Below are 17,489 nucleotides of genomic sequence, written 5' to 3' on the forward strand. Positions count from 1 at the left end.
GTTGCCGGGTCCGTTGAGGAGCGCCCGGCGGCCGAAGGCCCGCCCGGCATAAGAGCTCCTCTCACGAACATTCAAGACCGAGCCACCAAAGACCGCTAAAAGGTCCGCATCGACGACGGCCAATTCCCCAGACGGGTGCCGAGCGACGCGTGAAGCGAGAAGAGACGACGACAATGGACGCCAAGACCCATTCCCCGAAATCCGGCCATAAATCCGGAATGCCCGACGCGGCTATGAAATACCGCGCTTATCCGCCCATCAACATTCCCGACCGCACCTGGCCCACGAAAACCATCACCAAGGCGCCGATCTGGTGTTCGGTCGATCTGCGCGACGGCAACCAGTCTCTGGTCAACCCGATGGGCCATGACCGCAAGGCCCGCATGTTCCGCATGCTGCTCGACATGGGCTTCAAGGAAATCGAGATCGGTTTCCCATCCGCCTCGCAGACGGACTTCGACTTCGCCCGCTGGTGCGTGGAAGAGGGCGGTGTGCCGGAAGACGTGTCCATGCAGGTCCTGGTCCAGTGCCGGCCGGAACTGATCACCCGCACCTTCGAATCTCTGGAAGGCGCCCACAAGCCGATCATCCACTTCTACAACTCGACCTCCGAGCTGCAGCGCCGCGTGGTGTTCGCCAAGGACGTCGCCGGTATCAAGCAGATCGCGGTGGACGCGGCCAAGATGATCACCGACATGGCAGCGAAGGCCGCCAATGGTGCAAATGGGGGTTTTCGTTTCCAGTATTCGCCGGAAAGCTTTACCGGCACCGAACTGGAAGTGGCGCTGGAAATCTGCAATGCCGTCACTGAGGTGATCAGACCGACTGCCGAAGACAAGCTGATCCTCAACCTGCCCTCGACGGTGGAGATGGCGACCCCGAACGTCTACGCGGACCAGATCGAATGGATGTGCCGCAATCTCGACAAACGCGAAAACATCATCATCTCGCTGCATCCGCATAACGACCGCGGCACCGGTATCGCTGCGACCGAGCTCGGCCTGATGGCGGGTGCGGACCGTGTCGAAGGCACGCTGTTCGGCAATGGCGAGCGCACCGGCAATGTCGACGTGGTGACGCTGGCCTTGAACATGTACACGCAGGGCGTCGATCCGGAACTGGATTGCTCCGATATCGAGCGGATCAAGGCGGTCTACGAATATTCCAACCAGATGGTCATTCCCGAACGGCATCCTTATGTCGGCGAACTGGTCTATACGGCCTTTTCCGGCTCGCACCAGGATGCGATCAACAAGGGCATGAAGGCCATCAAGGTTGCCAATCACCCGGTCTGGGAAGTACCATACCTGCCGATCGACCCGCGCGATGTCGGCCGTTCCTACGAGGCGATCATCCGCATCAACTCGCAGTCGGGCAAGGGCGGCATCGCCTATATCCTCTCCGAGGATTACGGCCTGAATCTGCCGCGTAACCTGCAGGTGGAGTTCCGCGAGGAGATCCAGCGGATCACCGACGAAGAGGGCGTGGAGCTTCCTGCCAAGCGCATCTATGAAAGCTTCATCGAGCGCTATGTCGAGCAGCCCGGCGGACGGCTGAAGTTCGTCGATCACCACACCTTTCCGGCCGGGGTCGATCACAAGGGCGTTCGCGTCGTCGCAGCGGAGATCACCGACGGTGGCGAGACGAAGCGTATTGAAGGCACGGGCACGGGACCGATCGACGGCTTCATCAACGCGCTGTCGACCTATCTGGGCATAGAACTTTCGGTCGCCGACTATTCCGAACATTCGCTGCAGCACGGCTCGAACGCGTCCGCCATCGCCTATGTGGAGATGGAGCACCCGAACGGAAAACTGTTCGGCGCCGGCATCAACAAGAACATCGTCGCAGCCTCGCTGGAGGCAATCGTCTCGGCGGCGAACCGGGTGCTGGCGGCGAAGGGGTGAAGGCCGAATACCTGATCGGCCGCAAGGCTGCGGACGGGTCGCCTGAAATGGCGGCCCTAACGGCTTCCTGACAACTCGACAGTTCAATCTCGTTCCGACAATCGGGGTGCGGGTGGCATTTGCGTCGCCGGCATCACGGCCCATTCGATGCCGGCGTCTGCCGAAGCTTCCTTGCGCAAAACGGCTGCAGGCAGGTTCCGTGCACAGCATTCAGGCGGAGCATGACCATGAAATCAGAAGAGGATTACATCGAAGTCGTTGAATGGCGGCGTGATCTGCACGCGCATCCGGAACTGCTCTACGACGTTCACAGAACCACTTCGTTCGTCGCAACGAAACTCGAGGAATTCGGGTGCGACGAGATCGTCACCGAAATCGGCCGGACCGGTGTTGTCGGTGTCATCCACGGGCAGAAACGGACAAGCGGCAAGGTCATCGGCTTGAGGGCCGACATGGATGCCTTGCCGATGGAGGAAATGACGGGCCTGCCCTGGGCCTCGAAAACCCAGGGCAGAATGCATGCCTGCGGTCACGACGGCCACACCGCCATGCTGCTCGGGGCTGCGAGGGAGCTGGCGCGGACGCGCCGTTTCGATGGCGCCGCAGCCGTCATCTTCCAGCCGGCCGAAGAAGGGGGCGCCGGCGCAAAGGCGATGATCGACGACGGACTGATATCCCGGTTCGGTATCGATGAAGTTTATGCCATGCATACCGAGCCCGGGCTGCCGATCGGTCATTTCGCAACCGCCAGCGGACCGATCGGAGCATCCGCGGACGGTTTTCGCATCCGCATCGAAGGCAAGGGTGCACATGGCGCTTCGCCGCATGTCAGCATCGATCCGCTCGTCGTCGGAGCCAACATCGTTCTGGCGCTTCAGACCATCGTGTCGCGGAATGTCGACCCGATGAAATGCGCCGTGGTGACCGTCGGCGCCCTGAATGGCGGCAAGGCCGGCAACGTCATCCCGCAATTCGCGGATCTTACCGGTACGACAAGGACTTTCGACCCGTCGCTGCGGGATCTCATCGAGACACGGGTGATCACCATCGCCGAAAAGGTGGCGGAAGCCTACGAGGCGAAGGCCAACGTACGCTACAGGCGGATGTATCCGCCGACGGTGAACCACGTTCGCGAGACGCTGTTTGCGGTCAATGCGGCAAGGGCCCTGGTCGGGGACGCGCATGTGAACGGCGAGCTCACGCCGCTCATGGGATCGGAGGATTTCGCGTTCATGCTGGAGGAGGTGCCGGGCAACATCATGCTCATCGGCAACGGTGACACTGCGTCCGTACACGATCCACGCTACGACTTCAACGATGCCGCGATCCCGTACGGCGTAGCCTATTTCAGATCATTGATAGAGGGCGGAATGCCGCTGTAGCGAGCGAGATAAACCCGGTTCGACCGAAGCTTTCTTAAATCAGCCCCGCCGCCTTTGCCGCGATATCATCCAGGTCGGCCGCAGACGACGGGCCGACGATCATGTAGGTGGCCAGCGGCGTGACCCAGGAGACGAGGCCGGTGTCGTTGCGGATTTCCTCGATCGAGCGATTGCCCTCGGGCCGGGTCTTGGTGAAGGAAATGGCGATCACGTCGCCGTCTCCTTCGCCGTCGGTCCGGCGGTAGAGAAGCTGGCCGACCGGCCCGCCGCCGGCGGCAAACAGGCGGGCGCCCTGGAAGGTCAGGCCGCTGTCGCTGAGATCGGGGATCCGAAAACCGACGCCGGTATTGGTGGTCAGCCATTCGAGGATATCGGCGGGCCTGTCGGCCGGGATTTCAGCAAGGTGATTGGTCTGGCGCGCATAGAGGCGGTAATGGGCGATGATATCGTCCAGCCAGTCGCGGCTGCTGGTGCCGGGCATGGAGATCATCGAAAACTGCGGCACCGCGGGGTTGCCGCCGATCATATAGCCGATCCCGCCGCCGAATACGAAAAACAGGGCGCAGGCGGCCACTGCCTGCAGGCCGGACGGCTTGAAGGAAAGCGTCGGGCGCGGCCCCTGCGGCAGGCGTACGGCCCGGCGCGGCAGCGGCGCATTCTTGATGGTGCGCACCAGATCGAGCGGCACCGGCTCCTTCAGCATGTCGTCAAATGCGCGCCTTCCGAGATCGGCGCCGCGCTTCAGCGCGTCGTGCAGGGACCGGGCCTGCGGGTCGTTGACCAGCAGTTCCTCGACGTCATGCCTGTCGTCGTCGCTGGCCCTGCCATCGATATAGGCGGAAAGCCGCAGTTCGAGCGGCGAGGGCTGGGGGATGTTCATCCTCACGCTCTCCGCTCGCTCGTTTCGGCGGCGGCCGCCGCCAGGCTGAGACGTGCGGTGCAAAGGCGGGCGGCAAAGAGATCCGGCTGGATGCCGAGAATGGCGGCCGCCTCCGCATAGGCGAAACCTTCCACATCGGCGAGCAGGAAAACGCTCGCCAGCCCGTCCGGCAGACAAGCGAGGGCGTCCTTCTTCGATGGACGGGAACTTCCGGCGGTGGAAGCGTCGTCGGCGGCATTGCCCTCGGCGCGACGGCGCTTCTTGGCTTCGTCCACGAATGTGCTGCGGATCATGCTGAAAAGCCAGCTTTCCAGCCGGCCTTCGCCCTTCCAGTGATGGCTTTTCTGGATCGCCCGGCCGGCCGCTCCACGCACCAGATCATCGGCCTCGGCCGCACTTCCCGTCAGCGTCAACGCAAAACGGCGCAGGCGCGGCAGGAGCGCTACGAGATCGCGCCGGATGTCGGTCGATGGGCTCGGCTGGGTCATGTATAGGAGCGGCTTACCTGTGATCTACTTCAATAACCGGAACGAACTCATAGCTATGACGGGATTGTGGCGATTCCGCAACAATCCCGCCATTGATTCTACAACATTCTCGCGACTTGCGGAATCGACATCGTCGCTGGCTCCTCACCGTAGAGAAGGCGGCTGTTGTCGAGCGTAACGCCGTCGCCCCGTTCCGTGAGGCCATAACGGTCGCAAAGAAGGTTCCAGGCACCGGGCTCGCCGGAGAGCGTGAAGAGGTTGTAGGCGGCGCGCGGCTTGTGTCCGCCAGGTCCCTGGGAGGCCGACGCGATGCCGACCACCGGCACGTTGCCGGTATGGCTTCGCAGCCAGTAGAGCGTGTTGAGATGCGTATGCCCATGCAGCACCAGTTCTGCGCCACCGGTGGAGATCGCCGCTGCGAACCGGCGGATGCCGAGCATGCGCTTGTGCGAGGAGGCGGCACCGCGGATTGGCGGATGGTGGATCAGCACCACCCGGAAGAGGCCTTCGTCTCCCGCTTTCTTCAACAGGTTGACCGTCTCGCGGGCTTGGCGCGAGCCGAAATATCCTGAGGCCGAAAAGGGCAGGGTGGCATTGGAGGTCGAGCAGCCGATGATGGCGATCGGACCCCGACAGCGCAGGGTCGGAAAGATGTGGTCGTCTTCGGGCCATTCGGCGGGGTCGTCGTCGCTCTTGATGAACGGATACCATTCGTTGACCGACTTGTCGTGCGCGCCCGGCACATAGGCATCGTGGTTGCCGGGCACGAAAGTCGTATCATAGGGGTCGCCGATGGTGCGCAGCCACTCGCCGGCAAGCCGCGTCTCGATCTTGGTCGCCAGGTTGACGAGATCGCCGGTGATGACGAGCTGGTCCGGTTCGCGCGTCTTCAAATCGCTCAAAAGCAGGTCGAGCGTGTTGACGAAAAGGTGCTTGCGCCGATTGCGGTGCCAGTTCACAAAACCGGTGATCCGCTTCGAGAAAAGCTCGCGAAGCGTCAGGTTTGGAAGCGGCCCCAGATGGATGTCGGAAATATGCGCGAATTTGAACATGGCGCACACATAACGCATGAGTGCAGAAATCGTTATCGATTTTCTGGGCGCTCCCGGAGTTATGAATGAGTGGCGAAGGGGTGCCGGAAATCCGCAACGGGCGGACCCGGATCGTCGTCTGGCTGCTGCACCGTGTCTTCATGCTGACGCGCGGCATGACGCTCGGGGTGCGCGCCGCCTGCTTCGACGGCGAAGGCCGCATCTTCCTCGTGCGTCATACCTATGTTCCCGGCTGGTACATGCCGGGCGGTGGCGTCGAGCGCGGGGAGACGGTGCTCGAGGCGTTGCGCAAGGAACTACGCGAGGAAGGCAATCTGGAGATCTGCGGGGAGATTTCGCTCTTTCACGCCTATTACAATCGCAATGCCAGCAAACGCGACCACGTGCTGTTCTATCGGGTGACGGTGGAGCAGACGAAGCCGCGTGCGCCGGATCGGGAGATTGCTGAGAGCGGGTTCTTTGCGCTCGATGCGCTGCCGGAGGAGACGACCGCCGCGACGCTGCGGCGGTTGCGGGAGTTGAAGGGCGAGGTTGAGCGGGCGGATTACTGGTGAGGCGCTGACGCCCCAAAACATCAAGCCACCCGTTTCACCTTCTCCCGCCCATGCGGCGCGTCGAGGTCCATCAGCGGGCCGACGGGGACGATGCCGGTCGGGTTGATGGTTTTGTGGCTCCCATAATAGTGGTGCTTGATGTGGAACAGGTTGCAGGTCTCGGCGATGCCCGGTTGCTGATAGAGATCAGCGAGATAGCCGGACAGGTTCGGGTAGTCCGCAATGCGGCGGATGTTGCACTTGAAGTGGCCGACATAGACCGGATCGAAGCGCAGCAGCGTGGTGAACAGGCGCCAGTCTCCCTCGGTCGTGGTGTCGCCGAACAGGTAGCGGCTGCCTGACAGGCGCTGCTCCAGAATGTCGAGCGTTTTGAACAACCGGGTGACGGCCGCTTCGTAGGCGTCCTGGACGGTCGCGAAACCTGCCTTGTAGACGCCATTGTTCACCGTGTCGTAGACGAGCGCGTTCAGGTCATCGATCTCGCCGCGCAGAGCTTGGGGATAAAAATCCGCCGTGGAACCGGTCAGGCCGTCGAAGGCGCTGTTGAACATGCGGATGATCTCGGAACTCTCGTTCGAGACGATGGTGTTCTCAAGTTTGTCCCACAGGACCGGCACGGTGACGCGGCCGGAATAGTTCGGATCGGCCTTCAGGTAGACCTGGTAGAGATAGTCCGAGCCGAACAGGTCGTCGCCGGTGGCGCCGTCACGTTTCCGGAACTCCCAGCCGTTCTCCAGCATCAGGTAATCGACGACCGAGACCGAGACCAGGTCCTCGAGCTTCTTCAGCTTGCGGAAGATCAGGGTGCGGTGCGCCCAGGGGCAGGCATAGGAAACATAGAGATGGTAGCGCCCGGCTTCGGCCTTGAAACCTGGCTTGCCGGAGGGACCGGCGGAACCGTCCGCGGTCACCCAGTTGCGGAACTGCGATTCGGCCCGCTTGAAATGGCCCTTGTTTTCCTTGGTATCGTACCAGACGTCCTGCCATCTTCCTTCGACGAGCCTGCCCATGGTTATCTCCTCGGATTTTCCTTGAGGTGATAGATACGGCACCGGCTGCCGAATACGAGGCAGGATTTTATGAACGGTGTGTTTTTGCGTTGGACGCGGGAAATTTTTCCTGCTAATTCGCTTTCCGGATTTTAAGGATACTTTCCTCCATGACCGAAGTGCGGACACTGCGACGACGCTGATCATCGACCACGACGCTTGAACAGGCGTCATCGAGATCCCTTGTCCTGTCCGCTCTCAATCTACGGCTTCGGTCCTTCATGTCTCAGCACAGCGCCCTCTATAAGCACGAACTCGTTTATCTCACGGAAGATGTATCCCATGATGAGGTCATCGAACTCATCAACGCGGAAGCCTTCGGCCCCGGGCGCCATACCCGCGCCGCCGCCCGCATCCGCGAGCAGGGGCCGCATGACCGGACACTCTCCTTCGTCTGTGCCGATGACGGCGAAACGATCGCTTCGGTGAGGATGACGCCGGTCCATGCGGGTTCGGTGAAGGGCCATCTGCTCGGGCCGCTTGCGGTGCGGCCGTCGCACAAGAATCAGGGCATCGGCCGGGAACTGGTGCGGATCGCCGTCGAAGCGGCGAGGCGCCAGGGTTCGGAAACGGTGATCCTCGTCGGCGACCCGCCTTATTACGGCCCGCTCGGGTTCGAGAAGGTCGCCTATGGCGCGCTGGAATTTCCGGGACCTGTCGATCCAGGCCGGGTTCTGGTCGTGCCGATCGCAGCCGACGTGCATGCCCGCCTCAAGGGCGTCATCGGCTGGCGCGAATAGGCCGTTTCCTTTAAGCAGATGGGGATCGGTCGGCGAAAGCCGGCCGTACGATTCGTCGAAGCGGGGGACCGGGCGCATGACAGCAATCACCATGGACGAGGCGCTCGATCGCGCCGGAGCGGGGACCTATCAGCGACGGCTGATGGGTGTTTTCGGCCTCGTCTGGACGGCCGATGCGATGCAGGTGCTGGCGGTCGGTTTCACCGCCGCCTCGATCGCGGCAACTTTCGGGCTGACCGTACCGCAGGCGCTGCAGACCGGCACGGCCTTCTTCTTCGGCATGCTGCTCGGCGCGCTCGGTTTCGGAAGGCTTGCCGACCGGATCGGCCGCCGCCGGGTGCTGATCGTCACGGTTGGCTGCGATGCGCTGTTCGGCACGCTCTCCATCTTTGCCCCGGATTTTACCATCCTGCTTCTGCTGCGCTTCCTGACCGGCGCTGCCGTCGGCGGCACGCTGCCTGTCGATTATGCGATGATGGCGGAGTTCCTGCCTGCCAGAAACCGCGGCCGCTGGCTGGTCCTGCTCGAAGGCTTCTGGGCAGTCGGGACGCTGATCGTGGCGCTCGCCGCCTGGGCCGCAAGCCTTGCCGGCGTTGCCGATGCCTGGCGCTACATTTTTGCGGTTACCGCCATTCCGGCGATTGCCGGCATCGGCCTGCGTTTCCTGGTGCCGGAATCGCCGCTCTACCTGATGCGCTCGGGCCGCAATGACGAGGCGAGGGCGATCGTCGACCGGATGCTCGTCGTCAACGGTCGTCCGCCGCTCGGGGCTGGCACGAGCCTGGTTCCGCCGCCGCCGGTCAAGGCGACCGGCATCTTCTCGGGCGAGTTGCGCCAGCGCAGCATCATGATCCTGGCGATCTGGTTCCTTGTCTCGGTCTCCTATTACGGCGTCTTTACCTGGATGCCGGCGAGGCTCGCCGGCGAGGGCTTCGGTTTTGTGCGCGGTTACGGCTTTCTGGTACTGGTCGCGCTTGCCCAGCTTCCAGGCTATGCGCTTGCCGCCTATGGCGTGGAAAAATGGGGCCGCAAGCCAACGCTGATCGGCTTCTGCCTGCTCTCGGCGCTTGGCTGCCTGATGTTTGTCGTCGCGCCGAGTGCCCTTCTGGTCGGGGCCGCGCTGCTGATCATGAGCTTTGCGCTGCTCGGCACCTGGGGTGCGCTCTACGCCTATACGCCGGAGCTCTACCCGACCGCGTCGCGCGCGACCGGCATGGGCACAGCCGGCGCCATGGCGCGTCTCGGCGGCCTGCTGGCGCCGTCGCTGGTCGGTTACGTCGTGGTTCAGGGGCTCGGCCTGACGATCGGCATCTTTGCCGGCCTGCTGGTGATCGCGGCGATTGCAGCTACGATGATCAATGCGGAAACGCGGCGGGTCTCTCTCGCCTGAGATCGGAAAGCTCAGAACCGTTTTTGCAGCCAGGTCACCGAATGGCCTCCTTCGAGGCCCTTCAGCGTGCCGATCTCTGTGTAACCTTGCTTCAGATAAAGCTTGAGTGCTGCCGGGTTCATCGTGTCGATATAGGCGCCGATCGCGCCGCGGGCGCGGGCTTCGGCTTCCGCCATGTCGAGCATGCGGGCGGCAAGGCCGCGGCCGCGTAGTTCGTCCGGGATGTAGAGCATCGAAACATAGAGCCAGCCGCGGCCGGTATAGCCGGTCAGCCCGCCGATGAGGTTGCCGTCGTCGTCATGCAGTGGCACCGCCAGCTCGCGGCGGTTGGTGGGGCCGAACGTCGCTGCATTGTGGGTCATCAGCCGTTCGAGGATGAAATCCTCCTCGTCGGCGGTCATGCCTTCGATGATTTTCAGGTCGATATCCATGCGGCTATTCTCGTCTCCATGTTCGGAGCGCACGGATAACCTACAGAGCTTTCCTGAGGAAGGTGCGGGTGCGGCCCTTCGAAAATTCCGGCAGTTCCCCGAAGATTTCGTAACCCTGGCGCATATAGGCCTTGCGGGCGATCGGGCTGAACGTGTCGATCCAGGCGCCGTGACAGCCGCGGGCGCGGGCTTCCTGTTCGGCTTGGCTCAGCAGCTTGCCGGCCATGCCTTCACCCCGCAATGTTTCCGGGATGAACAGCCATTGGGTGAAGAGCCAGCCCCAGGCCGTGTAGCCGGAAAGCCCACCGATTGCCTTTCCATCGATATCGCGGATCAGGATGGCGAGGGCTTCACGTTTCGACGGGCCGACATCGGCTTCGTTGAAGGCCGTCAGTCCCTCGCTGATGGCAGCCAGTTCCTCCGGCCGGGGCGAGGCAGTCATATCAAACCGCGTCATACCTCAGCGACCCTCGCGCCACCACATCGCCGCGACCGCGAAGAGCAGGGCGGAGAGGCCGGCGAAACCGGCAAACAGCGGCAGCGTGTTGATGCCGCGCAGCACCGTCTCGTCGGTCAGGCGGATGATCATGCGGTTGGGATCGTTGACGCGCACTTCGCCGCGCACCGGCAGGATGTCCGGCAGCGAGATGCCGTTGCCGGAGGCGACGCGGGTGACAAGCCCGCGGGTCTTGTCGGCATAGGGTTTCAAGGTGGCCTCGGTCGAGATCATTGCCTTGAATTCCGGCGCGTCCACCGTGCCGACATGCACAAGCGTCGAGAACTGGCCGTTGGTGACTTCGAACAGGCCGGTCTCTTCCATGCGGCGCTCCAGCCGGTACTGGCCGGGACCGGCCGCCGTCATCGGCATGGTCTCGGTGCGGCCGGACGGATATTTGATCGTTGCAGGACCGGGATCGTCGCCGATCGTCTGGCGGGTGGCTTCGAGCGTGCGGCCGACGGCGCGGGCGGTCAGCGCCTCTTCTTCCAGCTCCGGTTCCTTCATCAGCCAATGGGCGATGCGGCGATAGAGCGAGACGTGCGGGCCACCGCCTTCGAAACCGCGGGCCCAGAGCCAGCCCTGGTCGGAGAGCAGCATGGCGACGCGGCCTTCGCCCTGCCGGTTGAGGACGAGCAGCGGGCGGTCGCCATCGCCTTCCATGACGGTCTGGCCCTGCGGCGTGTCGACGTCGATGGTGCGGAACCAGCGGCCCCAGGTCGGCGGGTTGGCATTGGAGCCGTCGAGCCCGCGGGTCACGGGGTGTTTTTCGCCCTCCGGCGACAGGTGCGGATAAAAGGCGGCGCTGTGGACTTCGCCGGTCGGTGCGGCCGGCAGGACCTGTTCCAGCGGCGTCGAGGCGATCGAATCCTCGCCGGCATGTTCGGGGCCGGCAGCGATCAGCAGCGCTCCGCCGTTGTTCACGTACTGGGCGATGTAGTCGTAGTAGAGGATCGGCAGCACGCCGCGGTGCTTGTAGCGGTCGAAGATGATCAGGTCGAAATCCTTGATCTTCTCGACGAACAGTTCGCGGGTCGGGAAGGCGATCAGCGACAGTTCGTTGATCGGCGTGCCGTCCTGTTTTTCCGGCGGGCGCAGGATGGTGAAGTGCACGAGGTCGACCGACGCATCGGACTTCAACAGGTTGCGCCAGGCGCGCTCGCCGGCATGCGGTTCGCCGGACACGAGCAGGACGCGCAGGTTCTGGCGGATGCCGTCGATGACGTGGACGGCGCGGTTATTGGCGATAGTCACTTCGCCCGGAAGTTCGGCAACCGAAAATTCCATGACATTGTTGCCGCCGCGCGGAACGGTGAAGGAGAAGGGCGTCTCCTGGCCGGGCGTGGCGCGCAGCGTCGCGGTCTGCTGACCGTTCATGCGCACGGTCACCTGTGCCGGTCCGCCGCCGGTGCGACCGTCGTCGAAGACCCGCAGTGTCAGTTCCTGTTCCTCGCCGACGATGCCGAAACGGGGCGCGCGGACCACTTCGACGCGGCGGTCGAACTCGTCGGGTTTGCCGGTGATCAGGCCGTGGACGGGGGCATTGAAGCCGAGGTCCTGGTTGATGCCGGGCAGGTCGTGGATCTGGCCGTCGGTCAGGAAGACCGTACCGCCGATACGGGCCGGCGGTACGTCGGAAATGGCGGAACGAAGGGCAGTGAACAGCTTTGTCGACGGCGTGTCGGATTCGCCGTCGTCATCGACCTCGACGATGCGCGTCTCGATGCGCGGGTAGCGGGAGAACCGGTCCTGCAGGCTCGCGAGTGCCTCGTCCGTCTGCTGCTTGCGCTGGGCGGTATCCTGGCTCTGCGAGCGGTCGACGATGATCGGCACCACGGTCGAAAGCTGGTCGCGGTCCTCCTGCAGCAGCGTCGGGTTGGCGAGCGCCAGGAGCAGTGCGGCGAGCGCCAGCGTGCGCAGGGTGGCGCCGCGGATGCCGCGCCAGAAGGCGAGGCCGGCGAGGATCAGCGCAAAGACGCCGAGGGCGGCGAGGATCGGCCAGGAGAAGAACGGGGCGAATTCGATGGTCATGAGGATTTCCCTCTATTGGCCGGGGAAATTGCGGTCACCCCCTCATCCGATCCTTCGGACCACCTTCTCCCCGCTGGGGAGAAGAGGGAGTTTGCCGCGACTGCGCCATTCCTCCTCTCCCCTCGGGGAGAGGGTCGCCGAGCGTAGCGGAGGCGGGGTGAGGGGGAACGCGTCATACGCTGATTTTCCCTCACTGCCCAAGCCGCTCAAGCAGAGCCGGGACGTGCACCTGGTCGGCTTTGTAGTTGCCGGTCAGCATGTACATCATGATGTTGACGCCGGAGCGATAGGCATATTCGCGCTGCATCTCGTCCGGAGGGACGGCGGGAAGAACGGGGCCGCCCTGACTGTCGACTGCCCAGGCGCCGGCAAAATCGTTGCCGGTGATCAGCAGCGGCGTCACGCCGTCTCCGCTGGAGGAGAGCTGCGCGCCGGTGTTCTTGGCTTCCTGCCGCGCCTCGACCCAAAGCGGGCTGCCGGTATAGCGGCCGGGGAAATTGGTGAGCAGGTAGAACGAACGGGTCAGCACATGGTCGGCCGGCGTCGGCTCCAGCGGCGGGATGTCGATATTGGCGAGGATCGCCTGCAGGCGTTCGCCATTCGGCGTGGTACCGCCGCCATCGAGCGACGAATACTGGTCGCGCGTGTCGAAAAGCACCGTGCCGCCGTTGCGCATATAGGCATCGATCCGGGAGATCGCCGCTTGGCTGGGCATCGGCGCGGTGGCGGAAATCGGCCAGTAGATGATCGGGTAGAAGGCGAGTTCGTCCTTGGTGATATCGAGACCGACCGGGGCGCCGGGTTCCAGCGTCGTGCGGTAGGTGAGGAATTGGCTGAGACCTTCGAGACCCTGTTCGGAAATGCTGTCGACGTCCCGCTCGCCGGTCACGACGTAGGCGAGGTGGGTCGTATCCAGCCGTTCGAGGATCTGCTCGTCACCGGGCTTGGCTCCGGTACCGGGCGGCATCTCCTGCGCTTGCAACGGGCTTGGGACGAAGGCGAAGAGGCCGAAGGCGACGGCGGCGATGACCGCCGCGGCACTGCCGGCGGTGCGGCGACGGGTAGGCACGCGGGAGAAGGCGCCGTTCATGAAGAGCACCACAAGGCTGTCGAGGATCAGCATCGCCAGGGCGGCTGCAAAAAGGGCGGGACGCAGCGACACGGCTTCGCCGCCGGCGAGGCCTTCGCGCACCAGTGGCCGGCCGGCCGTGGTCGGATCGAAGCGGGCAATGACGGTCTTCGGCGCGAGCAGGTTGACGGCGGTGAAACCGTCCTCGGTGCCGTAGAGGCCGGGCGGGTGGTCGAAGCTTGCGACCGGCACCTGGTTGGCGGCAATCGCGATCGGTCGGGCCGTTCCGGTTTCGGTGGTGAGGACGCCGTCGGCGGTGAGCAACCGGTAGGGAGCCAGCGTCGCCGCGCTCCCCTCTGCTCCCGAGCCGGACGACGCGGCACCGCCGGCGCGGGCGAGCTGCACCAGGCGGCGGAGCATTTCGACGAAATTGCCCGACAGCGGCAGGTTCGACCAGGTCGCTTCAGCGCTCGTGTGGAAGAGTACGATGCGGCCTGCCTCTACTTCCTTTTCGGTGACGAGCGGCGTCCCGTCGGCAAGGCTTGCCCAGGTGCGTTCGGCAAGATCCGGCGTCGGTTCGGCGAGGACCTGGCGGGTGACGGTGATGTCGGCGGCGCGCGGCAAACCGGCGAAGGGGCCGAAGCCCGGGAAGTCGGCGAGCGACTGCGGCTCCGACCAAGACATGGCACCGCCGAGCGCGCGTTCGCCCTGGCGCAGGATGACCGGCACCAGCGGATCGTCGGCGGGGGCGGCGGCAAGGCGCGGCCCGGCAAAACGGATCAGCGTGCCCCCTTGAGCGATCCATCGCTGCAGCGGCGCATAGGATTCGGAGGGCAGGCGGCCGACATCGGCGAGGATGATGGCGGACGGATTGCCCTGCAGGATCTGCGGGATGGCGACCGAAAGATCGGCGGTGTTCGGCTGGATGACGTCCGCATAAGGCAAGAGCGCGCGGCTGATGTAATAGAGCGGCTGCAGCAGCGGCTGAAAATCGCTGCCGCTTTCGCCGGCGAGAAGCGCAATGCGGCGGCGCTTGAAGCCATCGTCGAGCAGGTGTGCCGCGCCGGCCGTCGCAAGCCCGTCGATGTTGAGCCGGGCGAAATCGTTGCGCAGTTCGAACGGCGAGGCGATCTCGGCGGTGGCGGTCGCGGCACCCGCATCGAAGCGCAGCGTGCCGGAGGCGAGCGCGCGCCCCTGGGCGTCCAGCGCGTTGACGTTCATCTGCTGCGCCGATGCGGTCGAGAGGCGCGTCGCGGTTACCGACATGGCAGCGGCGTTGTTGACCGCGTCGGTCAGCGCCACGGCGCTGTGGCCGTCGCCTTCGATCAGGCGCATTTCGGCGGGCGAGAGGGCTGCGAGCGTCGACATGGCTTCGTTGTCGCCGGCCGCCGCCATGCCGTCCGAAAGGATGGCGAGCGTGCCGGGACGGGCGCCGTTCATGGCTTCTCTCACCGCCTGGGCGGCGCGGGCGCGATCCGGAACCAGCGGCTTGGGGCTTGCGGCCGTCAGCTTGTCGCGGGCAGCGGCTGCCGTGCCGGGCACGGCCTCATGGCCGGCATCGGCTGAGAAGGTGATAGACACCGGCACGTCGGCGCTTTCGGCGTCATCGATCAGGAGGTTGGCGGTCTGGACGCGGCGCTCCCAGTCGGCCGCGGTTGCCCAGCCATTGTCGACGACGACAACCAGCGGGCCGCCGGCATTCAGGGAGTTGGCGCGCGGGTTCATGACCGGATCGGCGATCGCCAGGATCACGGCGGCGGCCAGCAGCATGCGCAGCAGCGTCAGCCACCAGGGGCTCTTAGAGGGCGTTTCCTCACGCTTCAGGACCGTTGCCAGGATCCGGAGCGGCGGGAAGACTTCCGCCTTCGGGCGCGGCGGGGTGAGCCGCAGCAGCCACCAGATGACCGGCAGCGCGATCAGGCCAAAGAGAATGGCGGGATTTGCGAAGATGAGCGCGCTCATGACCTGCCTCCGCCCGGCTTTTGCGCCGGCAAGCCCGACAGATAACCATGCACGGCGACCAGCGCCTCGGAGGCGAGGTGATCGGTCCGGTGGAAGACAAAACTCCAGCCGAGGCGGCGCAGCGATTCACCCAGCGCATCGCGGCGGGCGAAATAGGCGCGCTGGTAATCCTCGCGGATCATCTCGGCGCGGCCGGAGACGAGTTTCTCGCCGGTTTCGGGATCGGTGAATTCGGTGCGGCCGGTATAGGGGAAAGTCTCCTCCGCCGGATCGGCGATCTCGACCACATGGCCGCGCAGGCCGCGGCGTCCGAGCGGAGCGATGCGTTCCATCACCCGGTCGGCGTCGTCGAGGAAATCGCCGATCAGCACGATGTCGCTGTGACCGCGGATCATCGCGGTATCCGGCAGGCCGGTGGTCAGCGGCGCGTGCATGATCGAGGCGGCGAGCCGTTCGGCGGCGTTGCGGGAGGATACCGGCTCCATGATGCCGGGGCAGCCGATCCGCTCGCCGGACCGGGCAAGGATTTCGGCCAGCGCCAGCATCAGCACCAGCGCCCGGCTTTCCTTCGAGGCAATGGCGAGCGTCGACTTGTACATCATCGACGGCGACATGTCGGCCCAGAGCCAGACGGTGTGGGCGGCTTCCCATTCGCGTTCGCGGACATAGGTGTGGTCGTCGCGGGCCGAGCGGCGCCAGTCGATGCGAGACAGGCTTTCACCCTCGGCATAAGGCCGGAACTGCCAGAAATTCTCGCCGATGCCGCGCTTGCGGCGGCCATGCCAGCCGGCGATCACCGTGTTGGCGATACGTTTGGCTTCCACCATGCAGTCCGGCACAAGCGTCGCGCGGGCCTGGGCTCGGGAGAGGAGTTCGCTACTCGGTGTCTGCTCTACGATCTGGCCAATGGTGGATGCCACGCAGGTTCCTTTCTAGCCGGCGGACTTAGCCGCGGGCCTGCTTCACCAGACCGGCGATGACGTCGCGTACCGACATGCCTTCGGCGCGCGCCGCAAACGTCAACGCCATGCGGTGCTCCAGCACCGGTTCGGCAAGCGCATAGACGTCGTCGAGCGATGGGGCGAGACGGCCTTCGTAGAGGGCGCGGGCACGGGCCGTCAGCATCAGCGACTGGCCGGCGCGCGGGCCGGGACCCCAGGCGACATGCTTGTCGGTATGGGCATTGCCATGGCCGGGGCGGGCGGAGCGCACCAGCGACAGGATCGCATCGACCACCTTGTCGCTGACCGGCATCTGGCGGATCAGCATCTGGATTTCCTGAAGGCGGGCAGCGTCGATGACGCCGCGGGACTTGGATTCCGAAAGGCCGGTGGTTTCGAGCAGGATCTGCCGCTCGGCGGCGAGTTCCGGATACAGCACGTCGACCTGCAGCAGGAAGCGGTCGAGCTGCGCTTCCGGCAGCGGATAGGTGCCTTCCTGCTCCAGCGGGTTCTGGGTCGCGAGCACGTGGAAGGGAGCGGGCAGATCGTAACGCTGGCCAGCGACCGTGATATGGTATTCCTGCATGGACTGCAGCAGCGCCGACTGGGTGCGCGGCGAGGCGCGGTTGATTTCGTCGGCCATCAGGAGCTGGGCGAAGACCGGGCCCTTGATGAAGCGGAAGGAGCGGCGGCCGGCATCGTCCGTATCCATCACTTCCGAGCCGAGAATGTCGGAGGGCATCAGGTCGGGGGTGAACTGGATGCGGTTGGCGCCGAGACCGAGCACGGTGCCGAGCGTGGTGACGAGCTTGGTCTTGGCAAGGCCGGGGACGCCGACGAGCAGCGCATGGCCACCGGACAGGACGGCCAGCAGCGTGTTCTCGACCACCTTTTCCTGACCGAAGATCACCTTGGCGACTTCGGTGCGGATGGCGGCGATGTCGGAAAGGGCCATTTCGGCGGCGGCGATGATGGCTTTCTCATCGAGGACGGTATCGGTGGAATTCATCAGGCCCATGTCGTTCTCCATCATCCAAAACTGGCTGGCATCCAGAACCGGCAGGCACTCAGAAACCGACTGGCTTTCCAAGGCCGGGCTCTTCATATCCCGGCATCG

15 protein-coding genes are annotated in these 17,489 nt (G+C 64.5%); 5 read left to right on the forward strand and 10 right to left on the reverse strand.

Going from position 1 to position 17,489, the window contains the following annotated elements:
* Positions 1-173 precede the first annotated feature (173 nt).
* On the forward strand, positions 174-1,907 hold the full coding sequence (gene leuA, locus C5J26_RS03235; RefSeq protein WP_105400477.1) for a 2-isopropylmalate synthase: 1,734 nt from the start codon (positions 174-176) through the stop codon (positions 1,905-1,907).
* 227 nt (positions 1,908-2,134) lie between these two features.
* On the forward strand, positions 2,135-3,289 hold the full coding sequence (locus C5J26_RS03240) for a M20 aminoacylase family protein (RefSeq protein WP_245441044.1): 1,155 nt from the start codon (positions 2,135-2,137) through the stop codon (positions 3,287-3,289).
* Positions 3,290-3,323: 34 nt separating this feature from the next.
* Here C5J26_RS03240 and C5J26_RS03245 read toward each other — a convergent pair whose 3' ends face one another.
* The 3 genes from C5J26_RS03245 to C5J26_RS03255 all read right to left on the reverse strand — a co-directional run bounded on the left by C5J26_RS03245 (position 3,324) and on the right by C5J26_RS03255 (position 5,709).
* Positions 3,324-4,169 (reverse strand): anti-sigma factor, encoded by an 846-nt coding sequence (locus C5J26_RS03245; protein ID WP_105400479.1) that lies wholly within the window; start codon positions 4,167-4,169, stop codon positions 3,324-3,326.
* 2 nt (positions 4,170-4,171) lie between these two features.
* A complete protein-coding gene (locus C5J26_RS03250; protein WP_105400480.1) occupies positions 4,172-4,657 on the reverse strand; it encodes an RNA polymerase sigma factor in 486 nt (161 codons plus the stop codon).
* A gap of 98 nt (positions 4,658-4,755) precedes the next feature.
* Positions 4,756-5,709, reverse strand: a complete 954-nt coding sequence (locus C5J26_RS03255) for a metallophosphoesterase (protein WP_105400481.1) — start codon at positions 5,707-5,709, stop codon at positions 4,756-4,758.
* A gap of 65 nt (positions 5,710-5,774) precedes the next feature.
* Here C5J26_RS03255 and C5J26_RS03260 point away from each other — a divergent pair, with 65 nt between their 5' ends.
* Positions 5,775-6,263: an NUDIX domain-containing protein gene (locus C5J26_RS03260; protein ID WP_105400482.1), complete on the forward strand. Its 489-nt coding sequence runs from the start codon at positions 5,775-5,777 to the stop codon at positions 6,261-6,263.
* Between the two features lie 20 nt (positions 6,264-6,283).
* Here C5J26_RS03260 and C5J26_RS03265 read toward each other — a convergent pair whose 3' ends face one another.
* Positions 6,284-7,273, reverse strand: a complete 990-nt coding sequence (locus tag C5J26_RS03265; protein ID WP_105400483.1) for a glutathione S-transferase family protein — start codon at positions 7,271-7,273, stop codon at positions 6,284-6,286.
* A 260-nt stretch (positions 7,274-7,533) separates the two neighbouring features.
* On the opposite strand from C5J26_RS03265, the gene C5J26_RS03270 reads away from it, so the two are divergent.
* Both C5J26_RS03270 and C5J26_RS03275 read left to right on the forward strand, forming a co-directional pair.
* Positions 7,534-8,052: a GNAT family N-acetyltransferase gene (locus C5J26_RS03270; protein WP_105400484.1), complete on the forward strand. Its 519-nt coding sequence runs from the start codon at positions 7,534-7,536 to the stop codon at positions 8,050-8,052.
* A gap of 76 nt (positions 8,053-8,128) precedes the next feature.
* Entirely contained in the window at positions 8,129-9,442 is a 1,314-nt protein-coding gene (locus C5J26_RS03275) for an MFS transporter (protein ID WP_105400485.1), read from the forward strand.
* A gap of 11 nt (positions 9,443-9,453) precedes the next feature.
* Here the strand turns inward: C5J26_RS03275 and C5J26_RS03280 are convergent, their stop codons facing one another.
* The 6 genes from C5J26_RS03280 to C5J26_RS03305 all read right to left on the reverse strand — a co-directional run bounded on the left by C5J26_RS03280 (position 9,454) and on the right by C5J26_RS03305 (position 17,390).
* Positions 9,454-9,873: a GNAT family N-acetyltransferase gene (locus C5J26_RS03280; protein WP_052751692.1), complete on the reverse strand. Its 420-nt coding sequence runs from the start codon at positions 9,871-9,873 to the stop codon at positions 9,454-9,456.
* Positions 9,874-9,913: 40 nt separating this feature from the next.
* On the reverse strand, positions 9,914-10,330 hold the full coding sequence (locus C5J26_RS03285; RefSeq protein WP_105400486.1) for an N-acetyltransferase: 417 nt from the start codon (positions 10,328-10,330) through the stop codon (positions 9,914-9,916).
* A gap of 3 nt (positions 10,331-10,333) precedes the next feature.
* Positions 10,334-12,400 (reverse strand): hypothetical protein, encoded by a 2,067-nt coding sequence (locus C5J26_RS03290; RefSeq protein ID WP_105400487.1) that lies wholly within the window; start codon positions 12,398-12,400, stop codon positions 10,334-10,336.
* Between the two features lie 190 nt (positions 12,401-12,590).
* Positions 12,591-15,431, reverse strand: a complete 2,841-nt coding sequence (locus C5J26_RS03295) for a DUF4159 domain-containing protein (RefSeq protein WP_105400488.1) — start codon at positions 15,429-15,431, stop codon at positions 12,591-12,593.
* On the reverse strand, positions 15,428-16,351 hold the full coding sequence (locus C5J26_RS03300; RefSeq protein WP_105400489.1) for a DUF58 domain-containing protein: 924 nt from the start codon (positions 16,349-16,351) through the stop codon (positions 15,428-15,430). The genes C5J26_RS03295 and C5J26_RS03300 overlap by 4 nt, the downstream gene beginning before the upstream one ends.
* A gap of 25 nt (positions 16,352-16,376) precedes the next feature.
* Positions 16,377-17,390 carry a MoxR family ATPase gene (locus C5J26_RS03305; protein ID WP_046631167.1) on the reverse strand — a complete coding sequence of 338 codons (1,014 nt, stop codon included), beginning with the start codon at positions 17,388-17,390 and terminating at the stop codon, positions 16,377-16,379.
* Between the last annotated feature and the right edge of the window lie 99 nt (positions 17,391-17,489).

The sequence above is a fragment of the Neorhizobium sp. T7_12 genome, from assembly GCF_002968535.1.
Classification (GTDB): domain Bacteria; phylum Pseudomonadota; class Alphaproteobacteria; order Rhizobiales; family Rhizobiaceae; genus Neorhizobium; species Neorhizobium tomejilense.